The following is a 23,552-nucleotide window of genomic DNA, read 5'->3' as shown; positions in this document are numbered from 1 at the left end:
CCGCTCTTACTGTTGTTCCCTGCTGTAACAGTGTTGTTCTTTGTTCAGCGCTCACTAAACGCTCCCCCTTTATTTCGTTCACCTTTTTTTGAGCTACACGTTTCTCTATTTTTGTGTAATCTCACCCTTCGCTGTTCTTTCCACCTTCATGGCGGATGCTGGGATATATTTCAGCTCTTGTACGATTCCTGTTTGTACTTCGTCACTTGTCATGAAATCCAAGAAATCTTTTTGCGCGCCTGTTGGCTCACCTTTTGTATACATGTGCTGATAAGCCCACACTTTATATTTATTTGTTACGATGTTTTCTGTCGTTGCTTCTACACCATCTAGTTTTACTGCTTTTACAGTATCATTGAGATAGGAAGTGCCAAGGTAACCGATTGCTCCTGGAGTTTCTGCGATAATTTTGCGAACCGTGCCGGAAGAATCCTCCGTGATTCCTTCAGCCTCCTCTGCACCATCCAGAGCGTATTGCACGAATGTAGCACGAGTACCAGAGTTCTTCGGACGGTTGACCAATGTAATCTTTTGGTCTGCTCCACCGACTTCCTTCCAGTTGGTTACTTTACCCGTGAAAATATCAATTACTTGTTGCTTTGTTAGATTATCTACACCTGCCTTAGGATGAATCACAGCTGCCATACCTACTACAGCAATTTTGTGATCCACTAATTGGTCAGCAGGAATGCCTTTCTTTTCTTCTGCAAAAATATCAGAGTTTCCGATAGTAGCTGCACCATTGGCCACCTGGCTTAAACCGGTGCCACTCCCCCCACCTTGCACTTGAATTTGCACTTGCTGATTTTTCTCCATAAATTTCTTAGCTGCCTGCTCTACTAACGGCTGCATGGCTGTGGACCCTACAGCTGTAATAGAACCGCTGCTGGCTGTATTCGTATCTGGTTTCGTTTCGGTTGTAGCTGGTGCTGGTGTAGCCGGTGCTGTCGCATTAGAAGTGCCTCCTGCTCCACAGCCAGTTAACAATAACCCTACAGATAGCATACTTGCCATAAAAATGGATGAAATCTTTTTCAAAGGAAATCCCCCTCGTCACCTTCAAATCATTTGATTTCTTATACACTCTCATCCTACATCCCGAGCTTAAAGCTAGAATGAACGTAACGTAAAAGGAATGTTAAGGAATGTTAAGGTTTCGTGTAGGAGTGTTTAAAGAAGCGGAATTTTGGGTAAGAAAAAAGCTGCCATATCTCCTGGCAGCCTTCTCAACTATTTATCTAGTTATTTTCACGAAATGGAAATAGTAAACCTACCTCAACCGTTATAAAACCTCTTACTCTTTAACTAGTTTTTTCATTTCACGTAAAATCTTTTCTTTGTCCATATCATCCGCCATACCGTATATCTGACGAATATTTTGATTTTTGTCTAAAAGGAATGTTTTCATAGTATGTACATAGAGGCCATCCTTTTGCTTCTCTGCACCAATCCAAAAATCATTTAATATTGGCTTCATAATATCATCTGGACCACGTAGGAATTGCCAGCCGCTAGGATCGGCTTGAACTGCTTTCGCATATTTCTGTAAAGCTTCAGGAGTATCGTTTTCATAATCAAAAGTGACAGAAATGAATTCTATGTCTTTTCCATACATCCCAGTTTCTTTTAATTCATTCTGTAAATCCACCATATGCTGTGTGGTTAGCGGACAGACATCGGGACAACGCAAAAAAATGAATGAGATGAGACGGACTTTACCATTGGAATCGGAAAGCTTGACATTCTGCCCATCCATCCGCTCCAGTGTAAAATCTTGAACTTTCTTAATAATTGGCATATCAGCCGTTGAAAAATAGCTTTTGTACAAAACACTGCCTACAGCAATCAGAATAATAATGACTCCAAAGATGGGCAACCACTTTCGATAGAGACTCCCTGCTGTTACATCCTCCATTTTTATCCCCCTACTCTTTTATCTCGTAGTTGTATAGAAACGTGTGTACTTGGCCTTGATCATCTTTCCACTCCAGCATGCTCTGCCATTCACCAGGCATCATAATATGCGGGCCGGATTCTTGCCAGTTTGCTTCCTTTTGCTTCTTTAGCTCCTTTTCACTTTTACCATGCGTATCCATGTTAGGCATTTCAAAATGCAACACAGCTCCTTGCCCTGCAGTTGTCTGTGATTTGTCATTGGTAATCGTGACTGTATACGTATTAACTCCAGCTATTCCTGGCTTTATTTTCAGCTTCGCCTGAAAACCATCTTGGGTGGCTTGCAATTCGATGGTCCCTTCCTTCTTATCACTGCCACCACAACCGGTTACGACGAGTAACAGAAACATTGCTCCTAGCCAGCCCAACCATTTTATCTGTTGTTTCGGCATGTTACTCCCCCACTTTACTTTAGCGAGCAATCTCTCCTGGCCAAGCGAGCATGCCGCCCTCCATATTGACTGCTTCAATTCCATTATGCTTTAAAAACTCGCAAGCATGGTAGCTTCTTGCTCCACTGCGGCATACCATGATGATTTCTTTGGAAGTATCAAATCGGTCCAGAGATGCTGGAACATCATTTAAGGGAATTAGGATCGCTTCTTCAATGTGACCTGCCACCCACTCTTCTGGCTCTCGCACATCAATAATTTGAATAGCAGCCTCCTCCTTTAATTTCGTCAACACCTCTTCAGGTGTAACTTCCCTTACGAAATTATTCATTAATAATATCCTCCTCATTTTACGATAATTCAAATATATCATATGTCTCTTACAGAAAAAAAAGAGAAGCAGCCCCAAACTGCTGGAGTACTTCTCTTGTCAAAAATTGTTAACAAATTACTAGTTTTTCTTATCACCTTTGACGTATTTAGCATCAAATAAGAAGAGCCTCATCAACAAAATGAGCGAAGGAACTAATAAACATAGCCCGGCTATGAACCCAACGACTAGCGCCTTCCCCATCTCTGGACTGTTAATACTATCGTTAATTGTGATGTAGGGATACAACAAGTAAGGTAAATGCGCTTTGCCATATCCAAAGAAAGCAAAGAAAAATTGTAGCATGACCGCAATAAACGCCCAGCCATACGCACGTCGTTTATACAATAAAAAGGTCGCTATCAGAAACGAAACAAAAGAAACAAAGAAAAACCATCCGTTTTCCACCATTTTGGCATAATGCTCTGGATTATGCATTTGAATGGTCCAAAACACAAGCAAGCTGGCAATAATAGTTGGAAGGGACCAGATCATTGCATAGGAGTGTAACATCTTGGTCGCATCCTTATCTCCTGCTTTATTAGCATAAAAGGTCAAAAAGGTTGCGCTAATAAATAATACGCTGACTAAAGCAAGAAATATAACCGCATAAGTATAAGGAGTTGCCAGCATTTTGCCCATTAATAGATGAATTTTCCTGCCCTCTTCTACAATAAATCCACCCTCCGATGCTACTAGAACGGTAGATAAAGCAGCAGGAATCAACAGACCCGTAATTCCATAAATTCCATAATAAAGGGTACTGTCCCTAGCCCCGTAATGCGCAAAAGCATAGAAAGAACCGCGTAAAGACACCAGCACTAAAGCTAAACTACCGGGAATTAGCAACGCTGTGCCGTAATAGTAAGCCGTGTCCGGGAAGAATCCGACAATCCCTACAATAAAGAAGATCAGAAACACATTTGTAACTTCCCAGACAGGGGACAGATAGCGCTGAATAATTCCGTTTACGATGTGGTCCTTCTTGCGGCGTCTAGAATAGTAAGCAAAGAATCCCGCTCCAAAGTCAATGGAAGCAACGATCAGATAACCATACAGGAAAATCCACAGAATGGTGATCCCAAGCAATGCAAGCGTCATGTATTTCTACCTCCCCGTCTTATTTTTCCAGTTCCAATTCGACTGGTTTATCTTTAAACATCCGTTTAAGAACAAGGGCGCACACCGTTCCCAGGAAGGCGTACAGCAGGCAGAAAAGAATCAGCATTTCTCCAACATTATTTGCCGTTGTCGCTGCATGCATCGTTCGTAAATAACCATTTAATATCCAAGGTTGTCTACCAATCTCCGCAAACATCCAGCCAAATTCAATTGCTAAAAATCCAAGTGGAGCCCCAAGAGCAGAAGCCCACAGAATCCATTTAGGGGGCATCCGCTTCCGAACCTTGACAATTAAGAAGTAAAGCACTGGAACCAATGCCATATATCCGCCTATAGCTGCCATGCTGTCAAACAAATAATGAATAAACAGTGGAGGCCATTCATCGCGAGGAATGTCATTTAACCCTACTACTACGCCATTTGGAGAGTTAGTTGCTAAAATGCTAAGAGCATAGGGCACCTTAATCGCATATTTAACCTCTTGCTTTTCTTTATCCAAAATACCACCAAAAACAAATTCGGCCTTGTCAGTGGTTTCAAAATGCCACTCCGCTGCTGCTAGCTTCACAGGCTGATACTCCGCTAGAAACTTACCAGCAATATCTCCCCACACAGCCGTTCCCATCGAAAAGATAAACGCAAGCGTCAGCGACAGGTTAAGTGCCTTTTTGTGATAGGAATGTGTTTTCCCCTTCAAAATGCCTAGGGCAGCGATTGCAGCCATCACATACGCACTAGTGGCATACGAAGCAAAAACCATATGCCCCACTTTTGAAGGAGTAGCCGGATTAAACATCGCTACCATCGGTTGAATATCACGTAAAACTCCATCTACGAGGGTAAAGCCCTGTGGCGTATTCATAAAAGCATTCACTGTCATAATAAAAAAAGCAGAACCTGTGGAACCAATTATCACTGGGATAGAGATCAACCAGTGAAGATACGGATTTTTAAATCGGTCCCATGTATAAATATAAATGCCTAAGAAAATTGCTTCAAAGAAGAACATAAACGTTTCTAAAAACAGCGGTAACGCTATTACTTCTCCCGCCAATTTCATAAATGACGGCCACAAAAGACTTAATTGTAGACCAATACAGGTTCCTGTCACGACCCCAACTGCTACTGTCACAGTAAAACCTCGTGTCCAACGCCGTGCCATTAATAGATAAGCTTTGTCTTTTTTTCGAATCCCAATAAACTCGGCAATAGAGATAACCAAAGGAATACCGACACCCATTGAAGCAAAAATAATATGAAACCCCAATGTCACGGATGTTAGTATTCGAGCCAGCATAGTGCTATCCAGTTCCAATCATACTCCCCCCTCATACCATAAATCGTTCGCTTTCAGTGTGAATTTTATCACACATATTCAACTTTTATGTTAAAAACTATCGTTATGTTGTGAACAATGCAGGGCGAATTTTTGTCGAATTTGTAGCTAGTATTTATTTGTGAATAAATTATGTCTAGCACTAGTGTTCTTTTCTAAAAATCAATAAATAATGCTTGATTTCCGTCGATTGCCCATATCCTATTTATAAAAAAATAGGGTCCTGCAAGCGGCATTTTTAACAAGTGAACATCTATTGTGTCAGGGTAAGGAAAGGACTAGCCCTCCTTAGTATAGCTACCTTTCGCTACGAATATGTTTCAAGAAAACAAAAATCCAGCCTACGTCTCAGGCTGGATTTTGTCATATTCTTTTAGACTTCTAAAGGCTTAGCTACTCGATAAAAGGGGAACAGCGATAAGGAAACATATCCCTTAATGTCTGTAATAGGGATTTGGCCAATACTAGGATCGCGGCTATCCATACTTTCACCCAATGTTCGATTATCTCCTAATACAAACATGTGATCCTGAAGAATTGTTAGGGGAGCCATATCGTCTGATACACCTTGCGTATATAGTTCTGGGAGCGGACTATTATTTACATAGACGACTCCTTTTTCAATTTTCACCGTATCACCAGGCAAGCCAATGATTCTTTTGATGATTTCATATCCCTTCGCTTCCTCGTGAATAACTACAACATCACCAAAGGCTGGCTTTGTAAAATGGGTAGGGACTTTATTTAACAGTACAATACTTCCATCCTGCATGGTAGGGTCCATCGAATGGCCAACCACCCTTGTTAGACCAATACTATTTATCATCAGAAAGTAACAGACTGCTAATATCAGGAAAAAACGTAGCCAACTGAAAAGCTCAGCTTGGAATGATTTTTTAGGTTGGTTAGGTGCGGCATCTTTTTCTTTTGTTTTTAGTTTTATCATTTCCATCCTTAACACCTTTTTCCTATAAAGTTGTGGTTTCCTCATTTTGAATAGATCATGGTGTCGGGAGTGATTCCTTTTCTGTGTTTGCTGGGTCTGGAATATCTGCTGGGCGTTCCTGGCTCTCTATTGGATCAGGCCCCTCTACAGATGAGATTGGCTTCTCGTCTGTTACAGATACTTGGGGCATTTCCTGATGCTGTTCAGGTGCTGGCTCCGGTTGTTGTGGCTCGCTTGGTTTTGGAGCTGGCTCCGGTTGTTGCGGCTCACTCGGTTTTGGTGCTGGCTCCGGCTGTTGCGGCTCGCTTGGTTTTGGTGCTGGCTCCGGTTGTTGCGGCTCGCTTGGTTTTGGAGCTGGCTCCGGTTGTTGCGGCTCACTCGGTTTTGGCTTTGGCGCCGGCTGTTGCGGCTCACCCGGGTTTGGCTCTGGTTGCGGCTGTTGTGGCTTGCTCGGATTTGGTGCTGGCGGCACTTCTGGCGTTGGAACCGGCGCTCCTCCCTGTACAGGCGGTTGCGATGGAGTCGGTTTTGTTGGAACAAACTCCAAGGAAGGGGCCTCATAGCTGTCAGCCAAGTCCCTCATTGCCTGCTGCGCACTACTTAAAATAGCATCCATTTTTCTTTCTACTTGCCGTCTATCCTTTTCATTTGAGATATCTAAGTTATCGATGAGGTCACCTGCATAATCTGCTAAAGATGTAAGACGTTTCGCTTTCTCTTCCACAGTGAATTGCTTTAAATCTTCAGCCGATTCTAGAAGTTTCCTTTGGATTTCTGCCTTTAAGCGCTCCTTTTGTAATTGTGTCTCCGTTTTTAGAGCGTCCGTTACCGATTGCTTGGCTACCTCGGTACTTTGTGCATACCACCCTTGTAATAATTGCGTAACATCCACATCAGCATAGGCAACACCCATCGTTAGACCAAAACACATGCTTAAAGAAACAAATCCAAGGAAAATTCGTTTTCGTTCTTTATTACGCCGTTGCTTCTCTTTTTTTGATCTACTTAACACATCTTTCCCCCCTTAATGGGCATTGTCAGAGCTCACACAGAAGCTCTGACAATGTATGATAATAATCTTTATTTAAATTGATCTGCTACTAGTTGATCTAAGCTATTCTTTGCATCCTTTTCAGCCTTAGCACCTGTATCTTTGATCGAATCCTTCGCTTGTTTCTCCAATAATTTAGCTGATTCGTCAACTACTTTTTGGATTTCAGCGACTTTTTCGTCGATAAAGCGTTTTGTTTCCTCTTTAGAGCTAGCTTCTTTCTCACGAATCAAACCATTAATTGTCTTTTTAGCATCGTTAATCGCACTAGTTAGCTCTTGTTTTGCTTTGTCTTGCGCACTGGTAACATTCGTTTTTACTTCTTGTCTTCCTAGTTCTCCAGCTTGGTTCACTTTATTCGTAAGATCGACTATCGAATTGACTTTTGTTTGATTGGCTGCTTTAGTAATTTCCTGCTTTAATCCTTCTACCTTCTGGTTGTATTGGTTCTGCATATTGCCCTTGATTTCATTCGTTTTGCCTCTCAAAGCATTCAAATAATCGTTTTTAGCTGCCGTTACTGCTGCAACAGCACGATTTGCTTCTTCACTACCTGCTTGCTTCACACGATCAGCAACCTGATTCTTTATTTTATTAAGTTCAGCTTCAGTAGCTGCCTTTTTTTCCGTTCCATACTTAAGCGCTTCAGCCGTAATAGACGCCGATGAAGCAGCAAATTGTTTATCATACCAATTTTTTAGCTGCCCGCCTACATCAACCGCCGCAAATGCAGTACCTAAGCTACCAATCAGACCAACTGCCAACACACTAATCACGATTTTACTTTTTACTTTTTTCAACCTCTTCATCTCCTGTCTTTTTTTTAAAGGGAATGTACGGAAACAATGCCCTTCTATTTGTCAAACACCTGTTGTTTTGAAGTAAATTTATGAAGGAATTCAATTGTTTCTTTATTTAGTTCTTCATTGATGTTTTCATTGGATTTTTGGACAAATTGTCTGAAGTCCTTGGGCAATTCCTGCTGCTCTAATATGTTTTGCTTATGATTCAGCCGTGTTTTCTGACGATCTACGTACTCATCAATTGCTTTTTCTCCTGTTTTGGATATCTGAATCATTTCTTGATCTAGCAAGAAAAGGGTTTTATCAGTTGTGACACTAGCTTCTTTCTTTACTTTGTTGTCACTATTCTTTTTATAAGAGTCAGTAGTTGCTTCAATAGTGTCACCCGATTCCATCATCTTCTGGTGGTACCAGATGCTTAACTGATTTTTTACATCAATCCCGGCAAAGCTTAAACTCACAGCTACGGAGGAGGCCAATACAAAGAGGATGGATATAATCTTGATTCCTTTTCCTTTTAACATGACGGTACTTCCTCCATTCAAAATATAGAGACAAAAAGGGATCAGGAGGATCGGCATTCAGGCTAAACAAAAATCCCCTCGTTCAAAGCGTCAGCCTTCCTCGCTTTACTTTTCTTGCTCTTATTGTAAGAAAAGCCCAGAATCTTTTCTTCCACTGTGAGAGGTACTTTAAGCAGATAATCAGTATGATCTTTGTCTACACCTTGCGGATGAGGAAAAGCTCATACTATGTGAATTTTTTCACCTGTTTACAAAACAAAAAAAGACCGGGCTACAAGGTCCCGGGGTTGTTTACATATCGGTTTCTACATTCGTATGGCTTGAAAAAATAGAGGAATAATACCCATGAGCTGCTCCATCTAGCTCTTGACCTTCTACTGCTTGTCGTAATGCATCAATGATATCAGCCCGAAACGATTGATCTTTTAATAATTGTAGCTCTTTAAGCGCTTCTTCCGGACTAAAGGCATTTCGGTAAGGTCTTGGTTCTATCATAGCCAAATACGTTTCAACAGCCCCAACAACCTGAGAAAGGAAAGGAATATCGTCACCCTTCCATTGCTTGGGATAACCGCTGCCATCATACCTCTCGTGATGATAGCGCATCGTTTCGATGATTTGTTGATACTGTGGTAGACCGTCAAGTAGCTCCTTGGCTATCAAGCAATGCTTCTGTACCATTTCATACTCATACGCGGTCAGCTTTTCTTTCTTCTCAAATAAATAGTCAGGCCATTTTATTTTACTGACAAAGTGTATGAGCGACAGGCACTGTAACTCCCAGTCCTGTACATCAACAGGCTTCTTCAGCAGAGAAATCGTTTTTTTCAACAGGTAACGCATCTGCTCAATTTGTCTGCTGGAGGTTTGAGATTTCCGCTCTACTGTCGGCACAAAAGCGTATAGCATCCGATATAAAGTTGCTAAATGCTGGCGCTCCTGCTCCTCTCTCATTCTATTCTCCTGCAAGGCAAATAAACGCATCCACAATAGAGAAAGGACATACCCAACAATCGCAAATACGATTACGGATAAAATGGTAGGAACCGCATTTTCTATTCGACCCATATAGGCTTGCCAGGAAAGGGAAATGATTACGACTACACTATAGACGATACTTCCCGTATGCATGACCTTTCTTTGTCTCGTCATGCTGAGTAATAAAGGGTAGGCCAGAACTAAGCAACCCATTTTAATAGTGGAAAGAGGCGGAGTGAGCAATACAAACAAAAATAAAAATAATATACAAAACGAAACCATCCAGTCTGAATACGTATAAGACTGTTCATATATGCAATACAAAAGATAAACACCCCAGCATACACAGAGGTAAAATAACCAGCTAAGAAAAGAGGGAATCCAGATATCCTTCTGCTCAAAACTATGTGCCAATAGGGTGAAGGTTAAAAACAACGAAGCTAGATAAACCGCATATCGCATCATCTGTTTAGCCAGCTTCTCTTGTTCAAACTTCATTTTGTGAAACTCCTCTCCTATTCCTACCTTTATCCAACCAACTTTTTATTTCATTTTGACTAGTCCCTGCTTTAATGCGTACAACACCGCCTGAGACCGATTTGGTTGTCCCATTTTTCGTAGGATACTGCTTACATGAGTTTTTACAGTCGCCTCGGATATGTATAGTTTCTCAGCGATCTCATGATTACTCAAATTATCAACAATAAGCTCAAATATCTCCCTTTCCCGTTCTGTTAATTGAAGCTGTGTCGTTTGTGTAGACTTTTTCCGTTCTAATTTAGGCTGAAAGCAGGAATACCCCATCAAAATCATGTCGATGGTATGCAAAATCTGTTCAGGCATCGTATCTTTCATGATATAACCATCAATTCCGCCATCAAGAGCTTGAAAGATATCCTCACTATCATCGAAGGCGGTCAAAATTAAAATCTTAATAGCTGGAAGCTGTTCTTTCAAAAGCTTCCCACTTCTGATCACGTTTTGCCCCGGCATTTTAAGGTCTGAAATTATCAAGTCCGGTTTTACCTCCAATGCTTTACCGTACAATTCATCTCCATCAGCCGCTTCCCCTATTAGTTCGAATTTACCTGCCATCTGTAGAATCATCTTGACTCCTTCGCGAACAATCCTATGATCGTCAGCAAGAAGCACCTTTATTTTCTCCAATACTAATTCCTCCTCTAGGGATAAACGCCGTGATTTCCGTACCTTGTAGCTCCGCGGACCGAATTGTAATCGTACCACCTACGCGTTTCATACGTTCTCGCATATTAGAGATTCCAAATGATCCGTTTGAAGCTTTTACGCTATCCGTAGAAAACCCAATTCCATTGTCCTTTATCTGTAGCGTCCATTGTACAGAGGTGGCTTCTAAATATATTTCCACTTGATCTGCTTTAGAATGTTTTAGCATGTTGTACAACGCTTCTTCTACTACACGATAAATCGCTTCTTCTACCGCTAAGCTCTCCTCCAGCACAATTCCTTTTGTCACATAATCGAGCTTGACCCCTGTACCTTTTAAGATACGTTCGCTCATGTCACGAATTGCATCTAAGAGAGGCTCCGCTTCTCGATTAAATCGTAAATGCTGGATGTACCCGCGTACTTTTAGATGACATTCCTTCATCTGTTCTTCCATCCGATCAATGGTGACCGACATTTCCTGATTCATCACAGGAGAAAGCATTTGTTTTACATAATATAGCTGGGCAGATAGAAAAAATAATTGTTGCGCTAAGCTATCGTGCATATCCTCCGCCATTTGCCTGCGAGTCTCTGCGTCCGTACGGAATACCAATTCTTCGGTTTCCTTAATATGGTGTAAATGGCTGGATGTCACGATTGCAAAGCTATGTAAAAAAAGCAGATTAACCATAGACAAAAATTCTGCACTCTGTCCAATAATTAGAATAGCCCCTTGTTGTTTTCTTTTTTGACCTAATGGAAAATACAGCACATCCTCTGGCTGGCCCGTGAAGTTACGTACCGCAATCGTTTTATGCTGTTTTAATTCCTGCCAATTGCTTTCCAATAAGGCAAGCTGATAAAACTCTCTTTGCCAGTCCCTTTGTCCTCTTACTTGATTAAACCAGAAAACAAACACTCTTTTCTTAGGAAAGAGCCGCTGTAAAAAACGTTCGCCTACACGGCATAAGTCAGTGGACTCTTTATTTTTACGTAGCAGCTTAATATAGGACATAAACGCCAACCAGTGCTTAAAGTAAGCTTTACATTTTTTACGAACAATGTGAATGAATCCACACAAAATCGTAGTAGTAACGAAATGCGTACCTAAAAGTCCCTCTGCACGTAAATGAGAAATATCGGTGCTAGGTAGTCCCCCACAGAGTACAAAGAGAATGGCGCTTCCAAAGCCTAGAAAAAGGATACCTAGCATATAACGTAAAGATAAGCGCAAGCTCAATAGTACTAAAGACGTATAAGTAAACCACAAATCAGAAATTCCCCACATTTGCTGAAAGACTTCCCAATATAAAAGAAAGAAAAACTCAGCTGTTACTAACACCTGCCTGACAAGTATGATGCGGTACAGTGTTACTATACTTAGTACCGTTTGTAGCACGAGCAATACATACACCGGGATAGATAAGTAAATATCTGTCGTATCTGTGGTAGCATATAACATAATGAGCAGAACCCAACGAAACAATACAATGATCCACTCCACATTTTTAAACAGTAGATTAACGCCCATAAAAACTCCATTATTTTAATTTTTAGGTAAATTATAACAATTATATCTAGATAAAAATAGATATTTTTGTGACAGAAGACTTACAGATCCCCCATAGCCAAGTAGATATTATTCGTAACTCCCTATCATAATGAATACCACATGGAAAAGCACTACATTATGCCTTAGCTTATTTTATCAGCGCTTGTTTACTTAATAGACTAGAAAATAAATTCAAATTGCACTTCTGGTATCTTTTACATTTTTGCTACATTTCATCTACTTATCATTTGCCTTATCCAATCAGAAGGAAATAAAAAAGAAAAAAGCTTTTCTCCTCAATAGGTATAATACCCTATTTGCTGGAAAGCTTTTTTCTCGTTAGATCAATTCCTTATTCGTATCACTTACATGTAGAATTTTCTCAGGAACATTACATATCTCCCGTTTGTAGGACAAACGATTACGATTTCGGCATATTCCCTGTATATTCTGATTCCGGACGGATAATTCGATTACGGCCTGCTTGATCTAAAATGTGTGCACACCAGCCTACTGTGCGACTAACAGCAAAGGTAGGTGTAAACAACTCTTCGTTCAAACCAACTGCTCTCATAACCGCAGCAGCAAAAAACTCTACATTGGTATGCAGTTTGCGTTTTGGCTTATACTCGGCCAATAATTTTGTTCCTACTTGTTCCACATGGGTAGCTAAATCAAACCATGGGTCATCTTCCGCCAATTCTGCCGCTACCACACGCAGTGCTGTAGCACGTGGATCAATGGTTTTATATACACGGTGTCCAAAGCCCATTAAGCGTTGACCGCTCTCTAACCGTGCCCGAATCCAGCCCTCTGCCTGATCTTTACTGCCAATCGCATTAATCATCTCTGTAACTTCAGATGGAGCTGCTCCATGTAAGGGACCTTTCAAAGCGCCTATGGCTGCTGTCAGTGCAGAATAAATATCCGATTGAGTGGAAGTTACTACCCGTCCAGCAAAAGTAGAAGCGTTCATCCCATGCTCCTGAGTCAATACTAAATACGCATCCAATGCTCTGACATGCGCGTTACTAGCTACTACACCCTTTAACATATACAGGTAGTTTGCCGTGTGACTTAGCTCCATCCGAGGCTCTTGCGGTTCCCTGCCAGTTTTTCGAGCTTCCCGATAGGCAATGATAGTCGGCATTTTAGCTGTAATAGCAATGGATTGCTCTAAAGTTGGAGGCCAGCTTTGCTCAGCACCCCCCAAAGCAGAGACCGCTGTCCGTAAAACCGTCATCATGTCTCGATCATGGGGAATCGCATCTATGACTTCTTTTACCTCTTTAGGTAAAGCCCTTTGCTGAGCTAATGCAGTCTGGAAACCGGATAATTGTTCTTCTGTAGGCAATGCGCCAAACCATAGCAAGTAAGCGACTTCTTCAAATGTATGAGAAATGGCTAGATCTTGAGCCCAATGCCCCCGATAAACCAATAATCCGTTTTGCCCGTCGACTAGACTTAAATCAGTTTCTGCAACAACTATTCCTTCAAGCCCAATCGCCAACATTTTTTCCATCCACTTCCACTCCTTTCTTTTCATTACAGTATACCAATATATTCTGAAAAGTAGAAATAGATAGTAAATGATTGATTGATTACAAAACGTAATTAATGTCCGCTCATTCAAACGGTTATATGCGCTTCATTTTATATCGAATTGACGCATTAGTAATTAGGGACCTTTTTGGATTTTTTTTCTAAACATTATGCCTGTATGAAGCTTGTACCTGTATGGCAAACTAATCAGAATTACTTCTATTCCCTACAATTCGCTTTCCTAATAATTAGAAAGGAAGATTCCAATATGCCAGCAAAAGAAAAACAAGCTCCTCTTCGCTACATTGCCTACATCTTTATTGGTATCACGCTTTTTCTGGGTGCTATGTGGGGGCTTCTAATGGTTCTTGATATTTTTAATCGTTAACCCAGCTTTCCTAAAGCTTAGGTCACTTTTGGTAAAGGAGCATATAATGTCGCTAGAATATCAACGAATCGTTGCCCCGATGTGATCAAATTATTGTTTGGTAAAATAACATAGGAGGCTACTTTAGGTAGTTCCAAGCCTGGGGTTGGCAATTCCATAAAGCGATTCTCAAACAATTCACGTAAAATGGCGGAACGTGGTAAGAAAGAAATCCCCAGCCCTTCTTCGATAAAGCGTTTGGTCACATCCACATGCGTCACCCCCATCGTGCGAATAGCAAATCCACGTTGTCTAAGCGATGTTAAAAGAGGCTCCCAATAAACGGGATGATTATGCGTTAACAACCTCTTGGTAATTAACTCCTGCTCCCAATCAGGTAAGGGAGCATCCATGTCTCCACCGTAATGCGGTACAGCAAATACGATCGGATCTGTCTGCATCAAATAAGCAGAAAGTTGGCCTTCGCTAGGAATCATTCGAGATAATCCCAAATGAGCCTGTCCACTTTGGACCAAGAGACCAATATCAATGGAGTCCGCTACTTTAATGGTTATATCTACCTCGGGATGTTCTTTGGTATAACGATGAATAAGCGAAGGGAGCGAGGTGCGAGCAATGATCGGAGAGACTGCGATACGCAAGATTTCCTTGTATCCCTGCTTCCACGTCACCATCTCTTCAACACCGGTGTGCCATTGAGATAAAATCAATTTTGCATGCGACAAGAAGCGCTTTCCGGCTGCTGTTAACCTCACCCGTTTGCCTACTCGTTCAAATAAAGCAACATCCAACTCTTTCTCTAACTGACGTATATGCTGCGTCACGGTAGGTTGAGCGATATATAGCGTCTCTGCCGTCTGATGAAAGTTCTCACAGGATGCCGCTACTTCGAACGTTTGCAGAAGCTTTATATCCATATGACTCACCTCAAAGCTTTTATTTTACATGCATCTGGCCTTGTAATCGGTTAAAGCTTTGTTGTGCCTCTTGCAATAAAGCATGCATGATATCTGCTGCGGCTTCTTCTTTTTGAAGCATACCTACCCCTTGACCAGCCCATAACGATAGATAGTCAGCATCCAAGGCTTTTCCCGCTGCTTGGCGAATTTCCTTCGTTAACTCATTCTGAACTGGATACGCCAGCGATCCTATCTGACTTTTAGCAAAATCTCTCATAAATTGATTCACAATTCCCCGCGCTGGTCTGCCCGAAAAAGCTCTGGTAACAGCGGTATCTGTCTCTTTTGCATGAATTAATCGTTCCTTATAGGCCTTGTTAGCTGTACTCTCTGCGCATCCTAGAAATCGAGTGCCCAGTTGCACAGCTTCAGCACCGAGCGCTAAAGCTGCCACTATGCTTTGGCCATTCATAATTCCCCCTGCCGCAATGATAGGCACCTCCCGAATAGCAGCAGAAAGCTGAGCCACTAATGGTAACGTACCAATACATTCTCCCGGCCCATCTTCTCCTGCATCAAACGTACCCCGGTGACCACCAGCCTCACCGCCTTGTGCTACGATTGCATCTACATGCTGACTTACTAATCGTTCGGCCTCTGCTTGTGTGGTCGCCATGCCTACGACCTTCATTCCTGCTGCCTTTGCACTTTCTCCATATTTACCTGGCAACCCCATCGCACAACTAAATACAGCCGGCTTCTCCTCTAAAATGACCGTAAAGCAATCGGTAATCTCGTCATGCAGGGTTGGCCAGTCGCCTTTCCATGGGGGAAGATTGAATCGTTCCCTCTGTTGGTTGAGCCATTGTCTAAAGGCAGGTGTTACCTCTTGCTGTTCTGGTTGTTCAAATAAAAGTAGGTTTACAGCAAAGGGACGGTTGGTTAAAGACCTCACTTCACGGATTCTCTCTCGTAGAGCTTGAGGCGTAACATATGCTCCAGCAATAGTTCCCAAGCCTCCTGACTCTGATACTGCCGCCACCAGTTCCGCTGAATTTATATTGCCGGCCATTGCCGCAAGAATAATTGGGTTTTCAACTCCAAAGATATCGCAAAACCTAGTTTGGAACTGCATAGACATAATCCTCTCCTCCCGTGTATACTATTCTGTCTTTTCAGATCATTCTCGTTACGTCTGGCTATTTCCTTCTTCTGTATACTCTAACATCGATATTCTCCTAAACAAGTCGGTTGCTTCTAAAATAATGGACACCATACCAGACTCTGTAATCGTTTCATGCCATTCCCCCGATTCCCAATAGACAGCATCTCCACTTTGTACATAAACATAGTCGCTTGTATCTGTACGTACCCATCCATCGCCACTGAGCACCAATAGTAATTGAGGCAATGTAGCCTGATGATAACCAATTTTTCCCTGAGGAGATAAATAAGCACAATTCATATAGGTATCTGCTGGCAGCTTCCCAATTCGTGACATGATCAGGTGCAGGCTATCGTAATGAGTGACATTTTTCCCATACGTTAGAGCAAACGAAAATCTCTTCATCCTACTCTCCCCTTTGTACGTAATGAATGCTGATTATCAAACAAAAAGCCAGTTGCTAAGGTGGCAACCAGCTTCCATGTTTATTCAATCCTGATATTTTTCATTTCCTCTTCCATCTTGCTGTTGCACAATGGGCAACGTGGATCCTCAACGATCACAAATTCCTTTCGCGACCAACAGTTACAAGCTGTACACTGCCATACAAGGGTATCCTCATAGACGTGTTCCTTCACCGTACGTTTTGAACGATATGCCATTGTGTCCCCCCATCTTTTCACAAGATTCTTTACTACTTTATGCTGCAAAAGTTACATGTAGAACTTTTCCACCTTTTCTTTGTGTTAAATCCACTGATGACCCGACCGCTTAAGACAGGTCCGCATCAGTTGGCTGCTCTTTGGCTCGATGCAGAAGAGTCCTTACCGCCGATGACTTTTTACGTTTTCTTTTTCCCTTTTTTTTGCCTAAACTAATAAAAGCTAAAATAAGTAAACAAAGTGTAAGTAATTGACTAGTATGCATCACATCTTTCCCAAATAGTTCTCCAATTCCAAGAAGATGCACCAGAATGGCTAACAAAATGACGATTTTATTGATTTGAATGGAGCTCATGTAATCCTCTCCTTTCAATGTACGGACAAAGGACAATTCAGCCAATTACATGCAGAAAAAACCAGCCTTTCTTTCGCTGGTTTTTTATAACGATTACACATGTATCTGGAAACATTGCTCTATATTGTCGCCGGCATTGTCCACCGTGAACTAGTACTCTTTTCACCCTCTCTTATATAGTAGTAATTCGATAAAAGCTTCCTAACTCCTGTCTTCGAGTTCAATTCCTTTATCAGCAAACCTCCTATTATTCTGCCTTCTCATCTGAGAGGAGGAAACCTCGATGCTTGTAGGTTGTACTCTACTCTAGTGAACTGCTAATCCTCAGAGGATAGTCCATGACGCAGTGCATAGGAGGCTAGCTGTACCCGATTTTCTAAATAAAGCTTTTCCAATAGGTTTTTCATATGATTTTTGACTGTATGCTCTGTGATCATGAGACGCTGAGCAATTTGTTTATTCGTCTCTCCCTTTGATACATATTTTAAAATTTCAGTTTCTCTTGGAGTTAGTACGCTCGGACTAGGTTCATCAATGACCGGACCCGACCGAAATTTGAAGAAGAGCTTGCTTGCCAATTCGCGTGAAATATCACTATTATCTTCTAGCAGCGCCCGTAAATATGCCAACCAATCATGTGGATTCATATTTTTTAGTAAATAGCCCTGTGCCCCAAATTGCACAGCCGTAAATAGATCAGCTACATCATCAGATACGCTCAAAATAACGACTTTTATATGGGGATAAGCCTGTTTAATTCGTCTTGTTGCCTCCAAGCCATCGCATACCGGCATGCTAATATCCATTAATACAACATCTGGCTGTAGCTCGCTACAGAGACGTACGCCCTCTTCTCCTTGTTCAGCCTCCCCTACAATTTCAAAGGAAGAATCCTCTGCTAGCATACTTTTTATCGCTGTGCGAGCCAATAAATGGTCATCTACCACTAATACCCTATATTTCTGCACCTTCCGCTCTCTCCTTTAAATGACTCTATCAAGATTTCTGTCCCGCCATGCGTTCCTGGTCGCATCTCAAAGCTGGCTCCTAATTTCCAGCTTCTCTCTCGCATCATGGTCTGACCATATCTCTCACGTTTTAATATCTCTGTATCGAAGCCCATTCCATTGTCTTTAATCAGTAGATACCAGCCTGTCCCCTGAAACTGCCATTGAATCTCTGCATGGCTCGCATCTGCATGTTTGCGAATATTAGTGAACGATTCCTGTATAATGCTAAATAAATGGACTTGTTCCGCTGGTTTAAAGTATTGATCCATTCCATCAAGCTCCTGTTTCACCTCGATTCCTGTGATCAGGCTCCATTCGTGTAGCCACTTTCTCAAGCGATCCGTTAATAATACCCCCTCTTCTGGATGAGAACGGAGATTAAAAATCGCTTGTCTTAGCTGGTTATCAATTTCAGAGATCGTTGCCTTTGCTTCTTCAATCTTTTCTTGATTTAGTTTTACATTTAAAAAGAAAATCGCTTGTGCAATATTATCATGTAGCTCCTGGGCTAAGCGTTCTCGTTCCTCATACACTGCATGCTTGGCTTTTTCCTTTGCTAATTTCTCACTCATTCTTTTGATTTTTCCAAAAACCCAGGTGGCAAATATAAATGAAAGAACCAAAGTCATAATCGTAATGATGACATTTCCTTCATCCATCGTAAAATAAGGCAGCAAAAACTCGTGTCGCGCATATTCAAAGCCACCTATCATAATGGTAGGTAACATAATGCTCGTTAATTTTAGCCATCGATAATTCAAGCGTATCCTCCTGACTGACCTGTAATTTACAATCATAACCAATAATCATGTCCTACTCTATTATAGAGGAAGCGCTTTATTAGCATGTAGGGTCGATTTTTTGAATAAAGCAAATACTATCCACAATTACATGCCGTTTTTATCGCCAAAAGAAAAAAAGTCCTATGCAGTAGTTTGCAATAGAACTTTTCACTGAGCCTCTTATGAAGTACAGCTTATGGTGATCTCACATTCGAAAGTGGCCAATACACGAAATCGGCTCTGCCAACAACCTGTGTAATCGGTACAGGACCAATCATTCTACTATCCTTACTATTTTGTCGATTGTCTCCCATGACAAAAATATAACCAGCCTCAACCGTTACTGGCGGAAAATCCTCCGTTACCTTTTTCCCTTCTGCATGAGCTTTCTTTTTTTGCTCCTCTAAATAAGGTTCTTCTACAGATTTTCCATTAATAAATAGCTGATCGTTACGCATTTCTACCCGATCGCCCGCTATTGCGATTACACGTTTGATGTAGTCTTCCTTTTGGTTTGCATGGAATACAACAATCTCTCCTCGTTGTGGTTCATGCAAGCGGTATACCGCCTTATTTACAACGACCTTCTCATTATTTTGCAAAGTGCTTTGCATGGATTCTCCATACACAACATAGGGTGCTCCCAGCCACGTGTACAAAGCAAATGTGACAATAAAAACTGTTATGATGGAAGTAAGCCACTCCTTAATTGCTCCACCCCATCCGGAGCGAGGTTCTGTCTGATTCATAAAGAATTAGCAGCCTCCTTTTGGTTAGTCTTATTATAAAGGACGTACTTCCTAAAAAAAGGTTTCAAAACGTTATAAAAAGATAGTGCTTTTGCCCTCTTTTGACGTATATGGTTCTGGGAACGGGGGATGGAATTTGTGAGCGGAACTCATTCACAAGATTCAGCTAAAATGGGCTGTTCGTGAACTTCTGGTAGTGGATGAGGGTTTCAATAAACCAGATGTAACATGAATTTTTTTATTCTAGCCTTATATGCTCTAACTATTCTCAAAGAAAAGTCCTATCTTCTATTTCGATAAAAAACTATAACTGCACTGTCTTATACAGTCGTTCTAACGATATTTATGTATCCTGATTAGATGAAGGAAATAGGCCTTAAAATAAGCCACCTTGCAATTTTGCTTGGTGGCTCACCATTGAAAATGTGGCATTGCTAAAGTTTACATGAAGAGGTTTTGCGTCTCTTGTCTGGTTACATAACTGGCGGGCAAGTTCCACCCCTGGTCGTTTACATCTAGTATAAAGAAGCTTTCCGCGTATCAATAAGAAATCCTAGGATGATTGTTCAGCTTTACAACTCATAAAAACGATCGTCTTTCATTTCAGTTTATCTTACGAGGATGTATATAATTTTGAACCTTAGTATTATGTTTAAGTTAGTTTGATAATAGTAAGTGTAGCGTTTGTATTGTTATGAAGCTGTGCTGGCGTATTATTTGCATTCACGAGTTGTACAGTAGTCGGAGCAGTAGTAACATTTATAATTATACTTGCAGCAATTGGACCTCCCCCATCTCCAGCGAGAGGTGTTGGCGTTTGATTAACCCCACCTATTTTCAAGTCAAATAAAGCATTCCCCTGATTATGAATGACAAGATCAAACAGGTAAAGACCTGGTTGTAAAATTAAAATTGTATCAGATGGAGGAGAAAAGACAAACGCTCCACCAACATTGCTACTTAGGTTTGTAAAAGTGATTGGAGAAAAGGCAGCTACCGTATCGGTTCCTGTTCCAGCGAAACTTCTAAATACACTAATAAAACTATTCAAACCTGGTCCCGTGGTTCCTGTCGCTCCTGTGGCTCCTGTCGCTCCTGTCGCTCCTGGTGCTCCCGTTGCTCCTGGTGCTCCTGTTCCTCCCGTTGCTCCTGGTGCTCCTGGTGCTCCTGTCGCTCCCGTTGCTCCTGGTGCTCCTGTTCCTCCCGTTGCTCCTGGTGCTCCTGGTGTTCCTGGTGCTCCCGTTGCTCCTGTTCCTCCCGTTGCTCCTGGTGCTCCTGGTGCTCCTGGTGCTCCTGGTGCTCCTGGTGTTCCTGGTGCTCCCGTTGCTCCTGGTGCTCCTGGTGCTCCTGGTGTTCCTGGTGTTCCTGGTGCTCCCGTTGCTCCCGTTGCTCCCGTTGCTCCTGGTGCTCCTGGTGTTCCTGGTGTTCCTGGTGTTCCTGGTGTTCCTGGTGTTCCTGGTGCTCCTGTGGCTCCCGTTGTTCCTGTTGCCCCCGTGACTCCTGTCGCTCCCGTTGAACCTGTTGGACCTGTTATCCCTGTAATTGGGCAACGAGTAGTAAAGTCTGAGCAAGAAGAAAATGAGGAGGAAGAAGTTGAGGAAGAAGTTGAGGAGGACGTTGAGGAGGAAGACCGTTTTCTACGTGCAAGGAACTTGTTATTACTAATTGGATCCCGTTTCATAAAGTCAAGCAAATCAGGCTCATTAATTTTATTTAATATCCCTTGTAAATCATCGTGATTGTCGTTAAACAAAAAACACACCTCCCTATATGTCATATACCACAATATGTAGGAATTGGTGAATTCGTTATTCCTCATTTCAAATGATTGGTTAAAAAATTTGGAGATGAACTTTAATTATTTCTGAAAGAGCTAAAAATGAATTGCCCTTAAAAAATAGAAGCGGACGGTACAGGCCATGAAAACTATACTTCTAAGAGTTTTGTTTTACAAGATTTATGAAGCACCAATTCATTTGTCAAAGTTTTGCTCTGTTTTAGATTTTGGTATAAAAAAACGCCCCTCTCAAACGAGATAGGCGTTCTCACGTGTTCTACTTATGAAAAAGATATTCAATAACAGGGTTTAATATTTATTCACTTTAAACATATAATTTTTCTGCATCCAACCATGCCAGCAAACCCTATACGTGAATCATAACAGCTCGACTCACTTTGTTGAAAAAATTTCCATCCCCACTTCTGGCAACAATTAAGATGATACGCTAAGTATCTCGAAAAATAAAAAAAGCCTTGCTTCACAAGACTTTTTGCTATGGAGCGGGTGATGGGAATCGAACCCACGCGACCAGCTTGGAAGGCTGGAGTTCTACCATTGAACTACACCCGCGTAATGGCGTGCCCTGAGAGATTCGAACTCCCGACCTTTTGATTCGTAGTCAAACGCTCTATCCAGCTGAGCTAAGGGCACATAATATATGGAGCGGACGACGGGTCTCGAACCCGCGACCTTCGCCTTGGCAAGGCGACGCTCTACCAATTGAGCTACGTCCGCACATGTTTTGTATGATTTGCTTAAAGCTTTTGTTACCTATATACCACTTTAATCTCAACCTAGTTCGTCTTTCAAACCAATAATGACTGCTAAATAAAAAAAAGTGGTGAGCCATGAAGGACTCGAACCTTCGACCCTCTGATTAAAAGTCAGATGCTCTACCAACTGAGCTAATGGCTCATATAATGGCTGGGGTATCAGGATTTGAACCTGAGAATGACGGAGTCAAAGTCCGTTGCCTTACCGCTTGGCTATACCCCAATAAAAATGGTGCCGGCGATAGGACTTGAACCCACAACCCCCTGATTACAAGTCAGGTGCTCTACCAATTGAGCTACACCGGCATTTTTAATATAACCAACAGCCTATTCAATTAAAAATGGCGGAGCTGACGGGACTCGAACCCGCGACCTCCGGTGTGACAGACCGGCGTGAACTCCAACTTCACCACAGCTCCATACTTTGGTTGCGGGGACAGGATTTGAACCTGCGACCTTCGGGTTATGAGCCCGACGAGCTACCGAGCTGCTCCACCCCGCGATAATGGGAAAATAAAAATGGTGGAGGATGACGGGATCGAACCGCCGACCCTCTGCTTGTAAGGCAGATGCTCTCCCAGCTGAGCTAATCCTCCATATAAATGGTGACCCGTAGGGGATTCGAACCCCTGTATGACAGCGTGAAAGGCTGCTGTGTTAAACCGCTTCACCAACGGGCCTTGTAATTGTAATGGTAGCGGCGGAGGGAGTCGAACCCCCGACCTTTCGGGTATGAACCGAGCGCTCTAGCCAGCTGAGCTACACCGCCATATTGTTCTTTCAAAACTAGATAATGAAGTCAGCATAAAGGCAATGTGGATAAGTCCTCGACCGATTAGTATTCGTCAGCTCCATGCATTACTGCACTTCCACACCGAACCTATCAACCTCATCGTCTATAAGGGGTCTTACTAGCTTGCGCTATGGGAAGTCTCATCTTGAAGGGGGCTTCACGCTTAGATGCTTTCAGCGCTTATCCCGTCCGCACATAGCTACCCAGCTGTGCCACTGGCGTGACAACTGGTGCACCAGAGGTGCGTCCATCCCGGTCCTCTCGTACTAAGGACAGCTCTCCTCAAACTTCCTACGCCCGCGACAGATAGGGACCGAACTGTCTCACGACGTTCTGAACCCAGCTCGCGTACCGCTTTAATGGGCGAACAGCCCAACCCTTGGGACCTACTTCAGCCCCAGGATGCGATGAGCCGACATCGAGGTGCCAAACCTCC

At 42.2% G+C, this 23,552-nt stretch carries 23 protein-coding genes, 11 tRNA genes and 1 rRNA gene (1 of these 35 only partly in view); all 35 read right to left on the bottom strand.

The features are described from left to right. Window positions 1-105: 105 nt before the first annotated feature. On the bottom strand, window positions 106-1,038 hold the full coding sequence (locus tag BRLA_RS01970) for a phosphate ABC transporter substrate-binding protein (RefSeq protein WP_003333567.1): 933 nt from the start codon (window positions 1,036-1,038) through the stop codon (window positions 106-108). A 256-nt stretch (window positions 1,039-1,294) separates the two neighbouring features. Beyond that, a complete protein-coding gene (locus tag BRLA_RS01965) occupies window positions 1,295-1,915 on the bottom strand; it encodes an SCO family protein (RefSeq protein ID WP_003333568.1) in 621 nt (206 codons plus the stop codon). 10 nt (window positions 1,916-1,925) lie between these two features. Next, window positions 1,926-2,348: a hypothetical protein gene (locus tag BRLA_RS01960; RefSeq protein WP_003333569.1), complete on the bottom strand. Its 423-nt coding sequence runs from the start codon at window positions 2,346-2,348 to the stop codon at window positions 1,926-1,928. 19 nt (window positions 2,349-2,367) lie between these two features. Continuing rightward, the gene (locus BRLA_RS01955) at window positions 2,368-2,679 is read right to left on the bottom strand and encodes a rhodanese-like domain-containing protein (RefSeq protein ID WP_003333570.1); all 312 of its coding nucleotides are present in this window, start codon (window positions 2,677-2,679) and stop codon (window positions 2,368-2,370) included. 120 nt (window positions 2,680-2,799) lie between these two features. Then, a complete protein-coding gene (locus BRLA_RS01950; RefSeq protein WP_003333571.1) occupies window positions 2,800-3,819 on the bottom strand; it encodes a cytochrome d ubiquinol oxidase subunit II in 1,020 nt (339 codons plus the stop codon). A gap of 19 nt (window positions 3,820-3,838) precedes the next feature. Then, window positions 3,839-5,155: a cytochrome ubiquinol oxidase subunit I gene (locus BRLA_RS01945; protein ID WP_003333572.1), complete on the bottom strand. Its 1,317-nt coding sequence runs from the start codon at window positions 5,153-5,155 to the stop codon at window positions 3,839-3,841. Between the two features lie 394 nt (window positions 5,156-5,549). Further along, window positions 5,550-6,128, bottom strand: a complete 579-nt coding sequence (lepB, locus tag BRLA_RS01940) for a signal peptidase I (RefSeq protein WP_003333574.1) — start codon at window positions 6,126-6,128, stop codon at window positions 5,550-5,552. A 49-nt stretch (window positions 6,129-6,177) separates the two neighbouring features. Then, a complete protein-coding gene (locus BRLA_RS01935) occupies window positions 6,178-7,134 on the bottom strand; it encodes a hypothetical protein (RefSeq protein ID WP_003333575.1) in 957 nt (318 codons plus the stop codon). A gap of 68 nt (window positions 7,135-7,202) precedes the next feature. After that, entirely contained in the window at window positions 7,203-7,982 is a 780-nt protein-coding gene (locus BRLA_RS01930) for a hypothetical protein (RefSeq protein WP_003344864.1), read from the bottom strand. Between the two features lie 44 nt (window positions 7,983-8,026). Beyond that, window positions 8,027-8,500 (bottom strand): hypothetical protein, encoded by a 474-nt coding sequence (locus BRLA_RS01925; protein WP_003333577.1) that lies wholly within the window; start codon window positions 8,498-8,500, stop codon window positions 8,027-8,029. 291 nt (window positions 8,501-8,791) lie between these two features. Continuing rightward, complete coding sequence (locus BRLA_RS01920; RefSeq protein WP_003333578.1) at window positions 8,792-9,976, bottom strand: HD-GYP domain-containing protein; 1,185 nt, start codon at window positions 9,974-9,976, stop codon at window positions 8,792-8,794. 45 nt (window positions 9,977-10,021) lie between these two features. Then, entirely contained in the window at window positions 10,022-10,645 is a 624-nt protein-coding gene (locus BRLA_RS01915) for a response regulator (RefSeq protein ID WP_041751910.1), read from the bottom strand. Next, window positions 10,617-12,197, bottom strand: a complete 1,581-nt coding sequence (locus BRLA_RS01910) for a sensor histidine kinase (protein ID WP_003333580.1) — start codon at window positions 12,195-12,197, stop codon at window positions 10,617-10,619. The genes BRLA_RS01915 and BRLA_RS01910 overlap by 29 nt, the downstream gene beginning before the upstream one ends. Window positions 12,198-12,639: 442 nt before the next feature. Then, window positions 12,640-13,740, bottom strand: coding sequence for a citrate synthase/methylcitrate synthase (locus BRLA_RS01905; RefSeq protein ID WP_003333582.1), 1,101 nt, complete (start codon window positions 13,738-13,740; stop codon window positions 12,640-12,642). A gap of 425 nt (window positions 13,741-14,165) precedes the next feature. Further along, complete coding sequence (locus BRLA_RS01895; RefSeq protein ID WP_003333585.1) at window positions 14,166-15,065, bottom strand: LysR family transcriptional regulator; 900 nt, start codon at window positions 15,063-15,065, stop codon at window positions 14,166-14,168. 19 nt (window positions 15,066-15,084) lie between these two features. Continuing rightward, complete coding sequence (locus BRLA_RS01890; RefSeq protein ID WP_003333586.1) at window positions 15,085-16,188, bottom strand: NAD(P)H-dependent flavin oxidoreductase; 1,104 nt, start codon at window positions 16,186-16,188, stop codon at window positions 15,085-15,087. Between the two features lie 48 nt (window positions 16,189-16,236). Further along, complete coding sequence (locus BRLA_RS01885) at window positions 16,237-16,617, bottom strand: cupin domain-containing protein (RefSeq protein ID WP_003344880.1); 381 nt, start codon at window positions 16,615-16,617, stop codon at window positions 16,237-16,239. A gap of 80 nt (window positions 16,618-16,697) precedes the next feature. Continuing rightward, on the bottom strand, window positions 16,698-16,874 hold the full coding sequence (locus BRLA_RS22950) for a cold-inducible protein YdjO-related protein (protein WP_003333588.1): 177 nt from the start codon (window positions 16,872-16,874) through the stop codon (window positions 16,698-16,700). A 109-nt stretch (window positions 16,875-16,983) separates the two neighbouring features. Further along, window positions 16,984-17,229 carry a hypothetical protein gene (locus tag BRLA_RS01880; protein ID WP_041751909.1) on the bottom strand — a complete coding sequence of 82 codons (246 nt, stop codon included), beginning with the start codon at window positions 17,227-17,229 and terminating at the stop codon, window positions 16,984-16,986. 317 nt (window positions 17,230-17,546) lie between these two features. Continuing rightward, window positions 17,547-18,197 carry a response regulator gene (locus tag BRLA_RS01875; RefSeq protein ID WP_003333590.1) on the bottom strand — a complete coding sequence of 217 codons (651 nt, stop codon included), beginning with the start codon at window positions 18,195-18,197 and terminating at the stop codon, window positions 17,547-17,549. Beyond that, entirely contained in the window at window positions 18,176-19,000 is an 825-nt protein-coding gene (locus BRLA_RS01870) for a sensor histidine kinase (protein WP_003333592.1), read from the bottom strand. The genes BRLA_RS01875 and BRLA_RS01870 overlap by 22 nt, the downstream gene beginning before the upstream one ends. A 215-nt stretch (window positions 19,001-19,215) precedes the next feature. After that, window positions 19,216-19,770 (bottom strand): signal peptidase I, encoded by a 555-nt coding sequence (gene lepB, locus BRLA_RS01865; RefSeq protein ID WP_041751908.1) that lies wholly within the window; start codon window positions 19,768-19,770, stop codon window positions 19,216-19,218. A 652-nt stretch (window positions 19,771-20,422) separates the two neighbouring features. Then, the gene (locus BRLA_RS01860; RefSeq protein ID WP_236867749.1) at window positions 20,423-21,532 is read right to left on the bottom strand and encodes a hypothetical protein; all 1,110 of its coding nucleotides are present in this window, start codon (window positions 21,530-21,532) and stop codon (window positions 20,423-20,425) included. Window positions 21,533-22,046: 514 nt separating this feature from the next. Then, a tRNA-Gly gene (locus BRLA_RS01855) sits at window positions 22,047-22,120 on the bottom strand. Between the two features lie 4 nt (window positions 22,121-22,124). After that, window positions 22,125-22,201: transfer RNA gene (locus BRLA_RS01850), tRNA-Arg, on the bottom strand. Between the two features lie 8 nt (window positions 22,202-22,209). Beyond that, window positions 22,210-22,285 (bottom strand) — tRNA-Gly (locus tag BRLA_RS01845). Between the two features lie 104 nt (window positions 22,286-22,389). Next, window positions 22,390-22,465, bottom strand: a tRNA-Lys gene (locus BRLA_RS01840). Window positions 22,466-22,471: 6 nt separating this feature from the next. Beyond that, a tRNA-Gln gene (locus BRLA_RS01835) sits at window positions 22,472-22,546 on the bottom strand. 7 nt (window positions 22,547-22,553) lie between these two features. Continuing rightward, window positions 22,554-22,629, bottom strand: a tRNA-Thr gene (locus tag BRLA_RS01830). A gap of 36 nt (window positions 22,630-22,665) precedes the next feature. Continuing rightward, a tRNA-Asp gene (locus BRLA_RS01825) sits at window positions 22,666-22,742 on the bottom strand. A gap of 6 nt (window positions 22,743-22,748) precedes the next feature. Further along, window positions 22,749-22,825: transfer RNA gene (locus BRLA_RS01820), tRNA-Met, on the bottom strand. 18 nt (window positions 22,826-22,843) lie between these two features. Continuing rightward, window positions 22,844-22,919, bottom strand: a tRNA-Val gene (locus tag BRLA_RS01815). A 7-nt stretch (window positions 22,920-22,926) separates the two neighbouring features. Then, window positions 22,927-23,003: transfer RNA gene (locus BRLA_RS01810), tRNA-Glu, on the bottom strand. 12 nt (window positions 23,004-23,015) lie between these two features. Beyond that, a tRNA-Met gene (locus tag BRLA_RS01805) sits at window positions 23,016-23,092 on the bottom strand. Between the two features lie 46 nt (window positions 23,093-23,138). After that, window positions 23,139-23,552, bottom strand: a 23S ribosomal RNA gene (locus tag BRLA_RS01800) (it continues 2,516 nt past the right edge of the window).

The organism is Brevibacillus laterosporus LMG 15441 (genome assembly GCF_000219535.2).
GTDB lineage: Bacteria > Bacillota > Bacilli > Brevibacillales > Brevibacillaceae > Brevibacillus_B > Brevibacillus_B halotolerans.
This window is presented reverse-complemented; position numbering and strand designations above follow the sequence as displayed.

Excerpts from the sequence above, each read along its gene's own strand:
- BRLA_RS01930 (WP_003344864.1), bottom strand. The coding sequence starts at position 7,982 with ATGAAGAGGTTGAAAAAAGTAAAAAGTAAAATCGTGATTAGTGTGTTG.
- BRLA_RS22950 (WP_003333588.1), bottom strand. The coding sequence starts at position 16,874 with ATGGCATATCGTTCAAAACGTACGGTGAAGGAACACGTCTATGAGGAT.
- BRLA_RS01950 (WP_003333571.1), bottom strand. The coding sequence starts at position 3,819 with ATGACGCTTGCATTGCTTGGGATCACCATTCTGTGGATTTTCCTGTAT.
- BRLA_RS01955 (WP_003333570.1), bottom strand. The coding sequence starts at position 2,679 with ATGAATAATTTCGTAAGGGAAGTTACACCTGAAGAGGTGTTGACGAAA.
- BRLA_RS01890 (WP_003333586.1), bottom strand. The coding sequence starts at position 16,188 with ATGTCTATGCAGTTCCAAACTAGGTTTTGCGATATCTTTGGAGTTGAA.
- lepB (WP_003333574.1), bottom strand. The coding sequence starts at position 6,128 with ATGGAAATGATAAAACTAAAAACAAAAGAAAAAGATGCCGCACCTAAC.
- BRLA_RS01925 (WP_003333577.1), bottom strand. The coding sequence starts at position 8,500 with ATGTTAAAAGGAAAAGGAATCAAGATTATATCCATCCTCTTTGTATTG.
- BRLA_RS01965 (WP_003333568.1), bottom strand. The coding sequence starts at position 1,915 with ATGGAGGATGTAACAGCAGGGAGTCTCTATCGAAAGTGGTTGCCCATC.
- BRLA_RS01885 (WP_003344880.1), bottom strand. The coding sequence starts at position 16,617 with ATGAAGAGATTTTCGTTTGCTCTAACGTATGGGAAAAATGTCACTCAT.
- BRLA_RS01880 (WP_041751909.1), bottom strand. The coding sequence starts at position 17,229 with ATGAGCTCCATTCAAATCAATAAAATCGTCATTTTGTTAGCCATTCTG.
- BRLA_RS01910 (WP_003333580.1), bottom strand. The coding sequence starts at position 12,197 with ATGGGCGTTAATCTACTGTTTAAAAATGTGGAGTGGATCATTGTATTG.
- BRLA_RS01905 (WP_003333582.1), bottom strand. The coding sequence starts at position 13,740 with ATGGAAAAAATGTTGGCGATTGGGCTTGAAGGAATAGTTGTTGCAGAA.
- BRLA_RS01960 (WP_003333569.1), bottom strand. The coding sequence starts at position 2,348 with ATGCCGAAACAACAGATAAAATGGTTGGGCTGGCTAGGAGCAATGTTT.
- lepB (WP_041751908.1), bottom strand. The coding sequence starts at position 19,770 with ATGAATCAGACAGAACCTCGCTCCGGATGGGGTGGAGCAATTAAGGAG.
- BRLA_RS01895 (WP_003333585.1), bottom strand. The coding sequence starts at position 15,065 with ATGGATATAAAGCTTCTGCAAACGTTCGAAGTAGCGGCATCCTGTGAG.
- BRLA_RS01920 (WP_003333578.1), bottom strand. The coding sequence starts at position 9,976 with ATGAAGTTTGAACAAGAGAAGCTGGCTAAACAGATGATGCGATATGCG.